The sequence below is a fragment of the Enterococcus sp. C76 genome (assembly GCF_040886985.1).
In the GTDB taxonomy this organism is placed as follows: Bacteria; Bacillota; Bacilli; order Lactobacillales; family Enterococcaceae; genus Enterococcus_B; species Enterococcus_B lactis.
This window is the reverse complement of sequence record NZ_JBFOEY010000008.1, coordinates 120,030-134,860: the sequence shown is the minus strand read 5'-3', so window position 1 is coordinate 134,860 and position 14,831 is coordinate 120,030. Positions and strand designations below refer to the sequence as shown.

Sequence of the window (14,831 nt, the reverse complement as noted above, 5' to 3'; positions counted from 1 at the left end):
AAAATTTCATTTCATTGTTGTTGTCATCTTCTCTGTCATCAATTTTGGAAAGAAGGACATACACAAGGTATGCCGCTCCTACCAAACCTAAGAACAGAAAAATTTTGGCTATAAAAAATCCCATATTATTTCCCCGTTTCATCGGTAACTACAGTACCGGCTCCATTAACAGTGACCCAACCATGCTCTTTACGTGCTTGAGCTTCTTCATACTTGATTAAATTATCTGTAATAGATTCTGCGATCTTACGGTTCGATTCAGCCTCGGCTTCCGCAGCCTTTGTTTTCTTATATGCTTCACTATCAGCTTGAGTTTTTGCTGTTTCTGCATCTAGTTTTGCTTTTTCATTTTCTTGACCAGCTCGAATGATCGCATCAATTGATTTTTGTGTCTCTTCGTCCACATCTGGAACACCGAGTGTTATATCCTCTACTTCAAATCCTTTAGGCTCAACTGATTTCGCAAAGTTCGTTAGTACCTCTGCTTCTACTTTTGATGAGTCTCCTGAGAGAATATCAAGCAAACTATATTTCGCATAAACTTCACGAGCCACTTTTTGAAGTTTAGATTTTAACCAACCGCTCTCAATATCTTCAGAAGTGATATTCCCAAATTCCTTGTACATTTTTGCTGCTTTAGTTGAATCAACTTTGTAGTCATATTTGATATCAATTGTTGTCTTTTTGCCATCGCTTGTTGATACTGAAATATTTTTTGATTGGATAGTTTGCAAGCGAATTGGATATTGGATGACTTTATCAATCCCTACAAATTTCACGCCTTGCGTTAGTGCTTCATCTTTGATACCACCGTTCATTGAATAGCGTACACCCACGTATCCATTATCGATTTTTTCAAAGAACTTAAAGCCTCCAATAACTCCAATACCTGCGATTACTACTCCTGCTACACCTAATTTAATTAATTTGTTTTCATTCATTGTTTTTCCTCCTCAATTTCACATGCTTTTTCAAACTCGTTGGTGATACGTTCAAGCGCCTTTTTGTACTCGATAATACTTTTTATCACGTGCCCCTCTCTCAGCACGTAATCACGCTGTATGGCTCTTAAACACATGGTTAGCGTTTGATAGTAGCCCACAAATGATGTTGATTCTACTTTTTCACCTTTTTCATTTTCGGTATACTGAATATTTCCTAATTCGTCACAAACAACTCGTGATAGAACAATATTTTTACAGTCACTTGTCTCGTTTATTCGGTAGTTTTCAATTTTCATCGCTAACATTCCGCAGCCCTCATCTCCGAAAAAGGAACGATTGTTCGACCGTTATATCCCACTACTAAACTATCACCTTCTGGATGAGTAGTCTTGATGTTAATCATTGCTGAATTTTCATAAACTTCTTTTACATATCCTTCAAACGGATATAGCCACGGTGTCTCCCGCTTTGAATTGCAACAGAAACATTCCACTTCTTGTCCTACTTCTGGAATGAAATTCTTATTTTTTCTTGCCATCTCAATCCCTCCTTGAAATCCACATTGCTTCAGGCATGCCTGTTTCTGATACACTTGCTTTCTGACTTACTGAAGCATTGACTCTAGTCTTATTAAACATTTTCAATAGCCAACGGCTGACTTCCGCCTTTGTTTCCGCTACATAGTAAACCTTGAGCGTCTCTTTGCCTATTAGCTTAATCATTTTGATTTACCTCATTTACATTTTCTTTCCGCCATTTTGCCCATACACTACTTCCTACCCCAAGTGCTTTTCGAATGGCATTTACACTATAGCCTACCTCTCTCAGATGACTATATTTCTCAAACGTAAATGATTCAAAGTTCAGTTTGGGTAATGGCTTGGATTGATCCATCGTGTCTGCCCCAATCGTTGCAGCTATTTCTTGCACTGATTTCAATTCTTGATCAGATAATGCTTCGACTGAGCGATCGCCAATAATTCTCAGTATTTGTCTCCTTCGCTCTTGTTTTTCTTGCCTAGTCAGATTCATGCGATCGCTCCTTTTACTGGTTGACATCTGACATTTTCCAGATAGCCATATCCTTGTTTTTTCTCATCTTCTGCAATGCTGATTGCTAACCATTTCGCTTCTTCTGCTTCATCGTACATCTGGTTTTCTTGTAAAATTCTTACTTGCTGTTCAAGTAACTGCACAAGTTCGCTACGGTATAATTTGTTTTCCTGCAAAATCTGTTTATACTCCATGCCAGACATACGATATTTTTCTCGTTCTTTATACATGGCCTCACTTCCTAGCTGTATCTAAAGTCATAATCGATGGAGAAATCCATAAACTGTGTGATAAATTTGAACGGTACGCACCCAGTCATTCCTTCACGATTTTTAGCAATCTGACAATCAATAATCTTTTCGTTTCGTTCATTCCTTGATAACAATAAAACGACATTCGCATCTTGTTCTAAACTGCCAGACTCTTTTAAATCTGCTAACGTTGGTTTCTTTTCTACTCGTTGATCTATTCCACGGTTCAACTGTGCGAAAAGAATGATTGTGATATCTAGTTCATTGGTCAACAATTTCAACGTTCTTGTCACTTCATTCATGACTTGTCGTTCTGTTTTTCGACTATCGGTTACACCAACCAACCCTGCATAATCAATAAACGCTACGTATCTACCAGCTTTATCTTTTGCTCGTTTACGAATCACTTGCTTAATATCATTCAATTGCTCATACTCTGCACCGTATACTCTTAAATCGTATTTCATAATTTCTTGGAACACCCGTTTGCTTATCTGCTGATTCTTTTCAGACAAGTTATGCGGATTTCTAAACAAGATAGAGTTGATCTTTGCTTTTCTAGATACAAAACGAGCAGTCAATTGCCATGCAGTCATTTCTAGCGTAAAGAAATCGACCGTTGTTCCTTCGTTTTTTTGCAAAATTTCCATTGCCATACTTGTTCCTAACGCTGTTTTCCCAACTGCTGGTCGAGCACCTATCACGACTAATTGACCACCACTCAAGCCACCGCCTAAATAGTTATCTAGTTTATCGAACGTTTGTAACAAAGGCTTCTCTGTGTCAATCAAGCCTAAAAACTCTTGATAAACATTGTCTAATCTGCCGTTAGGTTTGTTTTGCTTTAATGCAATCTTTTCTGCAAGCAAGCTCTGTAATTTTTCGCTTAATTCTTCTGTGCCGTTTAAAGAAAATTCTTTCGCTGTATAAGCAAGTTCCCGCTCGATATAGTCTTTTTTCACGAAGTAGACTAAATGTGCTGTTATATCGTCTTCTGGTGCATTACCTACGAGCGTATCTAAATCTTCTAGCGTGCCACTGTTTAACAAATTGATAGCTTGCATTTCACGGTAAACGTCTTTTAGTTGATAGCTAGTGCCTTTCAGATTGTTCAAGGCTTTTAGCACTTGTTGGCAATATTCATTGACAAACCATGCAGGATTGATTTCGTACCCCGTCAGGCGTTTCGGCTCTTTTAACAAACTAGCAACTAACGCTAACTCATTGTTCATAAGCTCTCATCACCGCTTCATAATCAGCTTCATAATCAAACACTGGTTGAATATCATGTTTTCTCATTGCTGATTCTGCTTTGTAATTCTCAAAATTTTTAGCCGAAAATAGAGTGGATGGTCTTAGGTACTTTCTCATATCGTTATCATTGATCCATTGGTCCACTTTTAAATCAATGACAGCCATAAAATCGTCTAAATCATTTCCTTCATTCCATCTTGCTTTGATATATTTTTGATTACTTGAACTTTTATAACTAAATTTTGAATTTGTTAGTTGATTTAAATGATCAATAATTTTCTTATATGGTATTTTTTCCACGTTTTGGTTATTACTCGACAAGGGTTCTTCAGAACCCGACAATATATTATTTGTATTATTAAATAATGTATTATTATCTTGATAGATTTCTGGGTGAGGGGTCACCCAATTTTCTAGGTTACCCCCACCCAAAATTCTGATATACCTAGCCTCGATTTCTCTGCTACCCTCTTTGTACTTAACTTCTCGATAGATATAGCCTTTTTCTTCAAGTGACTTTAGCCAATTTTGAATTGTTGATTTTCCTACGCCATACTGATTCGCAAAGTACTCATTGCTAGCCCAGCAATAACCTTTCTCATTGCATAGAGCTGTGATTTCTCCATAAAGAAGTTTTGCGCTAGGTATCAATGAATCGTCATATCTCACATTTGCCGGTATTATTGCATAATAATTTCGATGATTTTCCATTTGACGTTACCTCCTGTTGATTATTGCTAACCTCTTCAAAAATTTCGACAATTTCAACTAAATCAAAAGAATTATCGCTTAAAGCATTGATTGCTCTTTTTATATTGTTCATTAGAATATCTGCTCCACCTTCATTTACGAGAGAAACATATAAACTTTCAACACCTTCTTTATCTAGTACTACTGCTAAATGAAGTATCTCTAAATATTTGCAAATAACTTCTAAACGATCTAATACATCATCATTTTTACGTGCAATATCCATTAATTTTTCACTTAGTTCCATTGCTTACGCCTCCGTCCATTTGTTCAATGTATTCAGCTAACTTTACAAGATGTATCCGAACAAATTCTTTATTTTGTTTTCTAGCTTCAGATCGGAAACACTCAATCAAAATCGCTCTCTCCTCGGGCGTGGCTTGTGCAACGTATGCTATTACTTTTTTTATTTCATTGACAATCTTTTCGCCATAAAATTGTTTTACATTCATTATCGAGCGCCTCCGTTCTCATACTCCACCACATAAAAGTCATAGCCTATATATAAACAAACACCTACAGGAACAACACATACTAGCCACAAAACAAACGGTAACCATTTTGTAAGGGATCCAATAAGAAAGGCTAGCAAAAATAGATTTCTACGCTTGTTCATTGATTGCTCCCTCCTCATCAGAATAATCTAAGATGAGTTCAGATAATTCTTCCGCTCGATCACTAAGCATTTCTAGGGTTCCTATTACATTTTCTAAACCACGATTATTAACCAAACTGTGAAAGATTAACGCTACATCCTCACTATTTTTAGCTTTAGTAGTTTGGAACTTGATACAATCTAAATAATTGACAATCACTTTCATGGGAGCTTGTAAATCCATCACTTCATAAGCAATTTCATTTAATTTTTTCATTTGCATTTCCTCCAGTTTTGTTATAATCTAGAGAAAAGATTTATAGGTACTTTACCTACGTTTAGCCATTTGCTGATTCTCGCCAAAGAATTTGACAGCAAAGGCTTTTTTCTTTTTTCTTTTCTCTAGTTCTCATCACAATTCAAATCCTTCGTTACTTAAAAATTCTTCTAGCATACTAACTTTGCCTTGTTGATAACGAATATCATTCATAACATTAAGCATGTTCATTAAAAATCGATGCGTATCATCATTCCAGTATTCTGAAAGAAATTCAAATCCATTAGGAATTAAGTTATCTATTCCTATTTTTTCAATATGTTCCATAGTTGAAAAGTAATCTTTACATTCATATTTATGACCTTCAAAATCTTTTTTTATTGGGAAAATCTGCATAAATTCTCTTGGGGTAAATCGCTCAATAGCACTAGTAATTGTATCCATCATAAGAAATTTAGCTTGAAGATTTTCTGATCGATCATTTTTTTCACGCCGAAATCCAAAACGTTTTATTCCGTAAAATACAAATTGCTTATCAATTTTCTTTTTCATTAAATTTTTTGAAAAAGCTCGTTCCCACAAGCGTTGTTTAAAACTTGTAGTATCCATTCGAATTATTACATCTGTTCTTTTTTTATTCATTGCATTGTCTCCTTTACTGGTCTTTCCAAACGCCATAATTAATGGCGAAATCCTTTACTAAAGCTAAATAAATTTGTCTTTTATGATCCCTTAGCTTGCCCCCTCCAAAACATCTGAGGGTGATACCCGCTTAGCCCGATACCTATTTGCTTCTTTCCATTTAAGAAACCAAATAAAAGTATGGCAGTGGATAAACGTGGTTGAGTGTCCTGGACGAAGTATCCCTTCTGCAAACTCAGGGATTGTCTCCATTTCCTTACAATATTCAACTAAAGTAGTTTTAGACATGCCGTGAAACTTATCCAAAAGCAAACTTTGTCGATACCAGTCATCTGGATTTACAACTTTCTCTGCTGATTCAATCAATTGTTTTAAAGTTGGCTTTTTCATTGAGTTGCCTCCTAAATTTCATATCGGACATAATAATCCATTTTTGTACCTCTAATTTTTGCGGGATATCCATGCTCTTCTAGCCACGCTTTAACTTTGTCGATAACCGACTCAGTATATTTGGTAACCGATCCGCCCCAGTGATTGGTTGCTTCTGGTACAAATTCAAATTCATCTTCTTCAACAAAAATTTCTCGTTTAATTAATTGACTGACTGCTGTTCCATGTGGTTTTCCATTTTTGGAATAAATGCCGATTTTTTTAGCAATTTGGTCACTATCGAATAAATGCTGACGCAATGTTGGCATTTCAAGAAGCTTTTCTCCGCTAACAGTTTTGCCTTACGTACTCTTGCGTTTTCTAAACGAGCTGTAGCATTTATTCGTTTGATCTCTAAATCGGATCCATTAGAATTTATCTCTTTAACTGCCTTGCGATAGTTAAAATAGTTATCAACCAATTGATCGTATATTTCCCACGCTGTATCGTCTTCTAATATTTTTAGTAATTTGGCGTAGCCTCGTTCGGATAAGATATAGATATTATTGCTACGATTTATTGCATTTTGAGTAAATCCGAAATCTTCGAGGTCAATTTGATTGACCACGGATTTTAAATCAATGATGTCTAAACCTTCTTTAAAACGAATGCGATTCATATTAATTGCTTGATTAATTGCCTTTACTTCTTTGCCATGAATTCCGGCAATGTCTTTCACCGTCATTGCTTTCTTGTCTTTTCCGAAACCGCCTTCGATTGCGACAAATTCAAAATTTCCTATTTTTTGTGTTCCCGTTACTTTAATTTGATTCATTTATTGCCCCTCCTAAAAATTTGTTGACAAAATAGACTTGTCCTTTGCCTGTGACTTTTGGAGTTTTATTAATAGAAACATGACCATCAGAATGAGAAATTGTTGTCTCTTTTATTTCAAATAAACCTTGATCCATCGCTTTTTGAGTTGGCATATTCCAATCAGTTCCTTTTCGTTTGATTAAATAGCCCTTTTCGCGTAGCCAACCAAACAATCGTTTAGAACCAATGTCAACACCGTTTTGCTTTATGAGTTTTGCTAATTCACCAACTAAAATACTTGTGTGACTCGCACTAACTGAATCAGCAAATAATGCTTTGGGCTTCATTTCTTCATTTTCAAGTTGTAACGTCTCTACCTTTCTCTCAAGGATTTGTCGACTTCGCATTAAGATCATTTCTTCGCTGTTCCATGCTTTTTCTACTTGGATAAAATATGTTCTTATTTCTTTACCTTTTTTAGTTTTACTTTGCATAGCTAGATGTTTAGCTATATCTAATGTCAATGCATAATCTTGAAGCGGCTTAACAGCGCCATTATTAACAACCGTACCTGAAAGTACACTTGTAAAATCTTCTCCTTCAATAAGCAACTGTGAATTTTGTTCCCACCACGCAGAAAATCTTTTTTTGACTTCCAAAGCCTTATGCAACTCTCTTGCACTGACTAACTGCTCATCGTTCTCGTTTATTGTTACTTTTATTAATTCCTTCATTTGCCTTTCTCCTATCGTTCTTTCTGAATAGTAATTTGTACTTGCGTAATTGACAATTACGTTTTATAATATAAAAAAAAGTTATTTCGATTGAAAATCTATATCCCACAGTTGTTCAAAGTTTGTTTCTAATATTTTTGAAAGTCTTATTGCTAGTTCAAAACTAGGATTCACTCTTTTGTTTTCAATGTTTCTAATAGTTGTCTCAGTAACATCCGAAATTTCTGCTAATCTTTTTTGGGTTAAGGATTTCTCAATTCGAATTTTTTTGAATGACTCTCTTGTTGAATTCATAATTACCACCTCCTTATGAGGGTATATCATTTTTGCGTAACTGACAATTACATAAATGAGTATACAACGTAATTATCAATTACTCAAGAAGTTTAACGCATTTTTTTAATTAATAACAAAAGGAGAATGTTAAATGAGTAGTTTTGCGTTGCGACTAAAGGAACTCAGAACCCAGAAAAAAATGTCTCAAGAGCAATTAGCCCAATATTTAGGTATGAAAAGAGAAAATATTTCTAACTATGAACGTGGAATTGTGACTAACGTTAACAGCGAGACTTTGGATAAGTTAGCTAACTATTTTAACGTTTCTGTGGACTATCTTCTTGGAAGAGATGATAGTGTAGAAGTTAAAGAAGAAAAAAATCTAACGGCTGTTCAATTAGGTGGATTATTTCGCTCTGTATCAAAAAAAGAAAACTTAAGTGATCAAGAGCAAGAAGAATTAAAAGAAGACTTAGATTGGTATATGAAAGAAAGAGCTCGATTGATAAAAGAGCGTAATAAAAGAGGCTAATTATGGTTAAGACATCAATAAGAGTTGCGAAGCATATCGAAAAATGGGTCAAAAGTGTAAATCCTCAAAAATCTTTAACAGATTATAACGCAGCGAAATATTTAGTATCGTTTTTAGAAGATAGAGGATTATATATGGAAGTACCTTTCAGAAACAAGCTAATTTTAGGTCATAGTTTAATCGATGAGCTTGGCGCTTCAACAATGATTAATAAAAATATTCCTACACTTGAACGAAAAATATTTACACAAGCACACGAATTAGGTCATCATATTTTAGATCCTGATTTATTAAGAAATAATTCCGAAATAGATATTCTCACAGAGGATCCTGTAGTTCTAAACAAGGAAGCTGAAATGCGTGCGAATGCATTCGCTGCCCATTTACTTCTACCTGATGATGTATTAGATGCATCAATGGTAGAGCATAAAACTAGAAGAGAAATTAAAGCTACCCAACAAATTTCTTATGAAACACTTGGTTATAGATTATCAACTTATATGAACAGTATATTTAAAATACCTAAAGACTTAACCGAGTTTATAGTCAATGAATTCATGGAAAGCGATATAAATTCCGAAATCAATAAAAATTTCTATGATTTTTGGAAAAATGCATATACACGAAAGCCTATATACTCTACTGAAAGTTTAAGTACAATTAATCAAGAAATTGCTATCAAATACTGTGATTATCCAACTCATATGTATAGAAAACTAAAAAAAATACAAATACAAGAAAACGAAAATTTTTACAAGACCAGAGAAGAACGTTTACTATATTCTGCTCTTGCTGAAAACTATGAAATAATTGACGATTTCGTCTACAGTTACGAAAACAACAAAGATTTACCTTTCTAAAATAAAAAAAGCCCGTGTTGTAACATGGACGAGAGGAGTAAAAATGAGATTAAGAGAAATACAAGCTATTATAAGTGAAAATATTCCTAATTTATTTGATATTGCGAGTGAGGAATTCTATTCAGGTGGTACTATGTACAAGAAAGTGAAAAATTTTTCTGTTATTAGAACAAGTATTATTAATTTACTAGAAACAGGATTGTTTAACAATGAGAAAAGAGCATACTCAGAAAATGATCTTTTAGTAGCTGTATCAAATGATATAATGACTTTTGATACAATTCACTTCAAACTTTTTGTTACTACTACAAATCTAGTTATTCATAAAGCCACAGCGATCCAAGACTTAATTGTTCAAAATCTTCACTCTGAAAGCGAGAACAGCGACGCTCTTGTTGTTAGCCTTCCTAACAGACAGTTAACTATGGAGGATTTTGCTGAACTAATTATTTTGCTGAAAGATACACTTAAAATGTTAAAGATATTAAAGGAATTCCAAACAGAATCCACCATTGAAAATTTTGATGTAGGATCGAAGTGGCTTATTTTAGGATTTGCTGGAAAATTTGCTACACAATTATTTGGGAATTTGTTGAATATAATTCAACGTAATCAAACCGGAATTCGTCAATTGGACTCACTAGATAAACAACTGGAGTCAATAGGTGTTGAAACGGAAATACGCAATCAAGTTAGAGAAACACAACTCAAAGCTAACCAAGCTATTTACGAACAACTTACTCGACAATTTTTGGAAGCGAATGATTTAGACACACAAGCAGAAGTACTATCACAAATGACAAAAGTAACCGCAAATATTGATCATATTTTGAGTCTTGGCGTTGGTTTTGAAGCAGCTGTAACCGCATCCAACGAAGTTGCTAAAACATTTCCATCGCTTGAACAGCAGAAACTTTTAGATCAAGCAAAAGTAATTGATAACTTGAAGCAAATACCTCAGACTTCTCCGGAAGATGAAATAGAATAATTTTTAATAATTCATAATAAAGGTTAACTCATTTATTTCTGCTCTATAGCCTGTAATTAAACCACGAATTTTTAAGTCATCTGATTTGGAGAATTTAGGTTGTAATTTTTTAAAGTTTCAACATCTCGTGCTCTTTGATTAATTATATTTAAAATTTCTCTCATACGAACACGGCCTTAGTTGGTGGCATTCTAATCAACAAATTATAACACGACATTACAAACTATATGAACGCAGATTCAAAAAACATACCTCTCGAAATGCGTGTCTAAGTTTACAAAAAACGTGATTAATAGGCCTATTTGTCATGCCTATTATAGCAAATGATAGGAGATGTTAAAAGTGTGGGTTGAACAAACCAAAGATGGGCGATTTAAGTTTATTGAAAGATATGTAGATCCTTATACAGAAAAAACACGAAAAAAATCTACAACACTTACAAGTAATTCACCACAAGCGTGGAAAAAAGCTCAGAAAATTCTAGATAAAAAAATTAAAGAAGCACTCGAAAATTACAATAAATCAGATATCACTTTTGGTGAGCTGTATAAAGAATGGTATGAATATTATAAGCAGCATGTTAAACGTACTAGCTATTTGAAGGTTCCAATGATGATGAAACATGTTTCTAAGCACATAAGCGATGATACAATCGTTAGAAACATTGATGAGACACTCATCAATAAAATAATTGAAGATATGTACACTTTCGGTGATCTCTCACTGAACTACACAAAACAAACAAAAACAACTCTATCCGTTATGCTAAACTATGCAATCGATAGAAAATACATTCAAAGAAACCCTGCTCTAGCAGTTAAAATCCATCCTAAAAAAGTGGAAGAAGAAAAAAGAAAGCTTTCTATGGATAAAAAATATCTGGAGAAAGAAGAAATTGATCAAATACTGAAACAGTTATATTCCAATCCTCGCAGAGAACTACACGGCATGATAGCTGAATTTCTATATTTGACTGGTTTGAGATATGGGGAATTGCTAGCTTTGCAAATGAAGGACTATGAAGATGGGAAAATTTCCATTAATGGGACCTTAGATTACACATCTGTGAAAATGGATAATGCCATAAAAACAACTCCAAAAAATACTTACTCGCAACGTGAAGTACACTTATCCAATCGTGCAAAAGAATTGATTGAAAGTGTGATAGCTGACAATATTCTTGCAGGTAGACCCAACGATCCCGATCAATATATATTTATATCTACAAGCGGTACCCCGCTTACGCTACACGCATTTAACGCTGTACTTCATAAAGTAGAGGAAGAATTGGAGTTAGAAAAAAGTCTATCATCGCATATATTTAGACATAGCCATGTTTCGCTCTTATCTGAATTAGGCGTACCTCTTAAAGCCATAATGGAGCGTGTAGGACATTCTGATGCAAATACAACTCTGTCTATTTACAATCACGTAACCAAAAAAGCAAAACAACAAGTAATTGATAAACTAAATAGCCTTTGATATTTCTGCCCCTTCTTTGCCCCTTTTACTTAAAATAAAACAAAAAAAGAAAAGAGAACCCTGTAATATAAGGGTTCTCTTTTAATTACTACATCATACCGCCCATCATTGATGGATCCATTGCAGGAGCTGCTGGTGCTGCTGGTTCTGGTTTATCTGCAACGACTGCTTCTGTTGTTAATAACAAGGCAGAAACGGAAGCGGCATTTTGCAAGGCAGAACGTGTTACTTTAGTTGGGTCTACGATACCTGCTTCAACCATGTTTACCCATTCTCCAGTAGCAGCATTGAAACCAGTACCTAGTTCTACGTTCTTCAATTTATCAACAATCACTGATCCTTCATAACCAGCGTTTTCAGCGATTTGACGAATTGGTTCTTCTAAGGCACGAACAACAATCTTGATACCTGTTGCCACGTCTCCTTCTGCTTCTACAGCAGAAACTTTGCTGATAACGTTCACTAGAGCTGTACCACCACCTGAGACCATTCCTTCTTCTACTGCGGCACGTGTAGCATTCAATGCATCTTCAATGCGTAATTTCAATTCTTTCAATTCTGTTTCAGTAGCTGCACCGACTTTAACAACAGCTACACCGCCTGCTAATTTAGCTAAGCGTTCTTGTAATTTTTCGCGGTCAAAATCAGAAGTTGTTTCAGCAATTTGGTTTTTGATTAATTGCACACGCGCTTCGATGGCTTCTTTTTCTCCTGAACCTTCTACGATCGTTGTATTGTCTTTATCTACAACAACTTTAGACGCATTTCCTAAGTTTTCGATTGTTGCATCTTTTAATTCTAGACCTAGATCGTCAGTAATTACTGTACCACCTGTCAAAATAGCGATATCTTCAAGCATTGCTTTACGACGATCACCGAAGCCAGGAGCTTTTACAGCTACTACATTGAATGTTCCGCGGATCTTGTTCAAAACAAGCGTTGGTAATGCTTCGCCATCTACATCGTCAGCAATGATCAATAATGGACGTGATTGTTGCAAGATTTGTTCTAACAATGGCAGAATGTCTTGGATGTTAGAGATTTTTTTGTCTGTAATCAAGATATATGGGTTTTCTAGAACAGCTTCCATTTTGTCGTTATCTGTTACCATATATTGTGATAAGTAACCACGATCAAATTGCATACCTTCTACAACATCTAGTTCTGTTTCGATTCCTTTTGATTCTTCAATTGTGATGACACCGTCGTTTCCAACTTTTTCCATTGCATCAGCAATCAAATGTCCAACTTTATCAGAGCCTGAAGAAACAGCTGCTACTTGTGCAATGGCTTCTTTTGAATCAACAACAGTTGAGATATTATGCAACTCTTCCACTGCTGCTTTTGTTGCCAATTCGATCCCACGGCGAATGCCTAGAGGATTAGCACCTGCAGTTACGTTTTTTAAACCTTCGCGAACGATTGCTTGTGTCAAAACAGTTGCTGTCGTTGTTCCGTCACCGGCAATATCATTTGTTTTTGATGCTACTTCTGATACAAGTTTTGCACCCATGTTTTCAAAATGATCTTCTAACTCGATTTCTTTTGCGATCGTCACACCATCATTTGTGATCAATGGAGAGCCGTAAGATTTTTCTAGTACGACATTTCGGCCTTTAGGTCCTAATGTTACTTTCACTGTATCTGCTAATTTATCTACCCCGCGTAACATAGCTGCGCGTGCGTCTTCTGCAAATTTCAATTCTTTTGCCATGATTGATTCACCTCATCGATTATTTTTGATTATTTTTTCTATCTTCAAAATTTACTCAACAATCGCCATGATATCTTTTCCTGCGACGATCAGATATTCTTTTCCTTCGTATTTTACTTCTGTACCGGCGTATTTTTCGAACATAACTTGGTCGCCTGCTTTCACAGCGGCAGGAACTTTTTCACCGTTTTCCAACAAACGGCCCTCACCGACTGCAACAACTGTCCCAGTTTGGGGTTTCTCTTTAGCTGCAGAAGCTAAAACGATTCCTCCGACAGTTTTTTCTTCTTCTTTTGCGACTTCGATAATGACGCGATCACCTAATGGTTTTAACACGATAAATCCCTCCGATAACTCTTTTTTTAATCCGTTAGCACTCTTAACCTTCGAGTGCTAACCTACATTTTTAATAATACTCATTCTCCCTCTTTTTTGCAAGCTTTTAAATCAAAGAAAAGAAATTTTATTCTGACAGTTGCTTATTGAAATTATGATATAATTGAAATCAATCGATAAAAGCTTGCCTTGCATGCTTGTTATCCCTTAAAAGGAGGAATTACATGTCTTTAAAAAAATATAGTTTCCTCAGCATTTTTTGCTATGGTTTAATTTTTATCTCACCCTTGATCCTCGCTTCGATAGGACTTGTAAAATCTACGTCTGAATTGATCACAGCAACTGCAGTCATGTATATATTGGGCGCGGTTGTCCTAGCTATTTTTTATTTTAAGCAACGTGAGCCTTTAGCGATCGAATCAGCAGTAAAAAAAGCTTCTGTTCCAAAGATCGTTATTTATGGATTAGTTGGGATCTTTGTCGCATTGCTTCTGCAAAGCATCGCTGTCATGCTGGAATCTGTATTGTTTGGCGAAGCAACCCCTTCTGAGAATACACAAAATATCATCCAGATGATCATGGAAGCACCTGCTTTTATTTTGGCGACAACTATTGCAGGACCCATCATGGAAGAGTTCGTATTCCGCCGCAGCATACTGGGGATCATCAGCCGGTATTCAAATTTTTGGGTCGGGGCAGTGATCAGCTCTTTGCTGTTTGCGTTTGCTCATAATGATGGTCATTTGCTGATTTACTTTTTCTTAGGTTTCTTCTTCAGTCTAGAGTACAAAGCTACTGGTCGGATCTGGACATCAATGATCACACACGTAGGAATGAACACATTAGTTGTTCTTGTTCAATTAGCTGTCCAAAAAGGACTGGTATAAACATGATTAGAAATACTCCTGTCATCCTAGATTGGTGATTTTTCCAATCTAAAGCGACAGGAGTATTTTTG

Annotated in this window: 24 protein-coding genes; 5 read left to right on the top strand and 19 right to left on the bottom strand. The window is 35.4% G+C overall.

Going from position 1 to position 14,831, the window contains the following annotated elements; genetic code table 11:
* Positions 1-125: 125 nt before the first annotated feature.
* The 17 genes from AB3I00_RS11325 to AB3I00_RS11245 all read right to left on the bottom strand — a co-directional run bounded on the left by AB3I00_RS11325 (position 126) and on the right by AB3I00_RS11245 (position 7,979).
* Positions 126-941 carry a prohibitin family protein gene (locus AB3I00_RS11325; protein ID WP_368025240.1) on the bottom strand — a complete coding sequence of 272 codons (816 nt, stop codon included), beginning with the start codon at positions 939-941 and terminating at the stop codon, positions 126-128.
* Positions 938-1,249: a hypothetical protein gene (locus AB3I00_RS11320; RefSeq protein ID WP_368025239.1), complete on the bottom strand. Its 312-nt coding sequence runs from the start codon at positions 1,247-1,249 to the stop codon at positions 938-940. Before AB3I00_RS11320 ends, AB3I00_RS11325 begins: the two co-directional genes overlap by 4 nt.
* Entirely contained in the window at positions 1,243-1,482 is a 240-nt protein-coding gene (locus tag AB3I00_RS11315) for a hypothetical protein (RefSeq protein WP_368025238.1), read from the bottom strand. Before AB3I00_RS11315 ends, AB3I00_RS11320 begins: the two co-directional genes overlap by 7 nt.
* Position 1,483: 1 nt before the next feature.
* A complete protein-coding gene (locus AB3I00_RS11310; protein WP_368025237.1) occupies positions 1,484-1,666 on the bottom strand; it encodes a hypothetical protein in 183 nt (60 codons plus the stop codon).
* Positions 1,659-1,976, bottom strand: coding sequence for a hypothetical protein (locus tag AB3I00_RS11305; protein WP_368025236.1), 318 nt, complete (start codon positions 1,974-1,976; stop codon positions 1,659-1,661). Before AB3I00_RS11305 ends, AB3I00_RS11310 begins: the two co-directional genes overlap by 8 nt.
* On the bottom strand, positions 1,973-2,227 hold the full coding sequence (locus AB3I00_RS11300; protein WP_368025235.1) for a hypothetical protein: 255 nt from the start codon (positions 2,225-2,227) through the stop codon (positions 1,973-1,975). Before AB3I00_RS11300 ends, AB3I00_RS11305 begins: the two co-directional genes overlap by 4 nt.
* 11 nt (positions 2,228-2,238) lie before the next feature.
* Positions 2,239-3,480, bottom strand: a complete 1,242-nt coding sequence (locus AB3I00_RS11295; protein WP_368025234.1) for a DnaB-like helicase C-terminal domain-containing protein — start codon at positions 3,478-3,480, stop codon at positions 2,239-2,241.
* Positions 3,470-4,213 carry a conserved phage C-terminal domain-containing protein gene (locus tag AB3I00_RS11290; protein WP_368025233.1) on the bottom strand — a complete coding sequence of 248 codons (744 nt, stop codon included), beginning with the start codon at positions 4,211-4,213 and terminating at the stop codon, positions 3,470-3,472. The genes AB3I00_RS11295 and AB3I00_RS11290 overlap by 11 nt, the downstream gene beginning before the upstream one ends.
* Positions 4,161-4,499: a hypothetical protein gene (locus AB3I00_RS11285; RefSeq protein ID WP_368025232.1), complete on the bottom strand. Its 339-nt coding sequence runs from the start codon at positions 4,497-4,499 to the stop codon at positions 4,161-4,163. Before AB3I00_RS11285 ends, AB3I00_RS11290 begins: the two co-directional genes overlap by 53 nt.
* The gene (locus AB3I00_RS11280; protein WP_368025231.1) at positions 4,486-4,704 is read right to left on the bottom strand and encodes a hypothetical protein; all 219 of its coding nucleotides are present in this window, start codon (positions 4,702-4,704) and stop codon (positions 4,486-4,488) included. Before AB3I00_RS11280 ends, AB3I00_RS11285 begins: the two co-directional genes overlap by 14 nt.
* Entirely contained in the window at positions 4,704-4,868 is a 165-nt protein-coding gene (locus AB3I00_RS11275; protein ID WP_368025229.1) for a hypothetical protein, read from the bottom strand. Before AB3I00_RS11275 ends, AB3I00_RS11280 begins: the two co-directional genes overlap by 1 nt.
* A complete protein-coding gene (locus AB3I00_RS11270; RefSeq protein WP_368025228.1) occupies positions 4,855-5,124 on the bottom strand; it encodes a hypothetical protein in 270 nt (89 codons plus the stop codon). The genes AB3I00_RS11275 and AB3I00_RS11270 overlap by 14 nt, the downstream gene beginning before the upstream one ends.
* Before the next feature lie 135 nt (positions 5,125-5,259).
* The gene (locus tag AB3I00_RS11265) at positions 5,260-5,766 is read right to left on the bottom strand and encodes a hypothetical protein (protein WP_368025226.1); all 507 of its coding nucleotides are present in this window, start codon (positions 5,764-5,766) and stop codon (positions 5,260-5,262) included.
* A gap of 90 nt (positions 5,767-5,856) precedes the next feature.
* On the bottom strand, positions 5,857-6,156 hold the full coding sequence (locus AB3I00_RS11260; RefSeq protein WP_368025225.1) for a hypothetical protein: 300 nt from the start codon (positions 6,154-6,156) through the stop codon (positions 5,857-5,859).
* Positions 6,157-6,358: 202 nt separating this feature from the next.
* Positions 6,359-6,970, bottom strand: coding sequence for an ORF6N domain-containing protein (locus tag AB3I00_RS11255; protein WP_368025224.1), 612 nt, complete (start codon positions 6,968-6,970; stop codon positions 6,359-6,361).
* On the bottom strand, positions 6,957-7,685 hold the full coding sequence (locus AB3I00_RS11250) for a phage antirepressor KilAC domain-containing protein (RefSeq protein WP_368025222.1): 729 nt from the start codon (positions 7,683-7,685) through the stop codon (positions 6,957-6,959). The genes AB3I00_RS11255 and AB3I00_RS11250 overlap by 14 nt, the downstream gene beginning before the upstream one ends.
* A gap of 81 nt (positions 7,686-7,766) precedes the next feature.
* Positions 7,767-7,979 (bottom strand): helix-turn-helix transcriptional regulator, encoded by a 213-nt coding sequence (locus AB3I00_RS11245; protein ID WP_010724555.1) that lies wholly within the window; start codon positions 7,977-7,979, stop codon positions 7,767-7,769.
* A 133-nt stretch (positions 7,980-8,112) separates the two neighbouring features.
* Between AB3I00_RS11245 and AB3I00_RS11240 the strand changes: the two genes are divergently transcribed.
* The 4 genes from AB3I00_RS11240 (at position 8,113) to AB3I00_RS11225 (ending at position 11,823) form a co-directional block, all read left to right on the top strand.
* On the top strand, positions 8,113-8,493 hold the full coding sequence (locus AB3I00_RS11240) for a helix-turn-helix domain-containing protein (RefSeq protein WP_010724554.1): 381 nt from the start codon (positions 8,113-8,115) through the stop codon (positions 8,491-8,493).
* 2 nt (positions 8,494-8,495) lie between these two features.
* On the top strand, positions 8,496-9,353 hold the full coding sequence (locus AB3I00_RS11235; protein ID WP_368025220.1) for an ImmA/IrrE family metallo-endopeptidase: 858 nt from the start codon (positions 8,496-8,498) through the stop codon (positions 9,351-9,353).
* A gap of 43 nt (positions 9,354-9,396) precedes the next feature.
* Positions 9,397-10,341, top strand: a complete 945-nt coding sequence (locus tag AB3I00_RS11230) for a hypothetical protein (RefSeq protein ID WP_368025219.1) — start codon at positions 9,397-9,399, stop codon at positions 10,339-10,341.
* Between the two features lie 342 nt (positions 10,342-10,683).
* Positions 10,684-11,823: a tyrosine-type recombinase/integrase gene (locus AB3I00_RS11225; protein ID WP_368025218.1), complete on the top strand. Its 1,140-nt coding sequence runs from the start codon at positions 10,684-10,686 to the stop codon at positions 11,821-11,823.
* Between the two features lie 88 nt (positions 11,824-11,911).
* Here AB3I00_RS11225 and groL read toward each other — a convergent pair whose 3' ends face one another.
* Positions 11,912-13,537 (bottom strand): chaperonin GroEL, encoded by a 1,626-nt coding sequence (groL, locus tag AB3I00_RS11220; RefSeq protein WP_002290607.1) that lies wholly within the window; start codon positions 13,535-13,537, stop codon positions 11,912-11,914.
* A 51-nt stretch (positions 13,538-13,588) separates the two neighbouring features.
* Entirely contained in the window at positions 13,589-13,873 is a 285-nt protein-coding gene (gene groES, locus AB3I00_RS11215; protein WP_002288862.1) for a co-chaperone GroES, read from the bottom strand.
* 224 nt (positions 13,874-14,097) lie between these two features.
* On the opposite strand from groES, the gene AB3I00_RS11210 reads away from it, so the two are divergent.
* Positions 14,098-14,760, top strand: a complete 663-nt coding sequence (locus AB3I00_RS11210) for a CPBP family intramembrane glutamic endopeptidase (protein WP_002290604.1) — start codon at positions 14,098-14,100, stop codon at positions 14,758-14,760.
* Positions 14,761-14,831 lie beyond the last annotated feature (71 nt).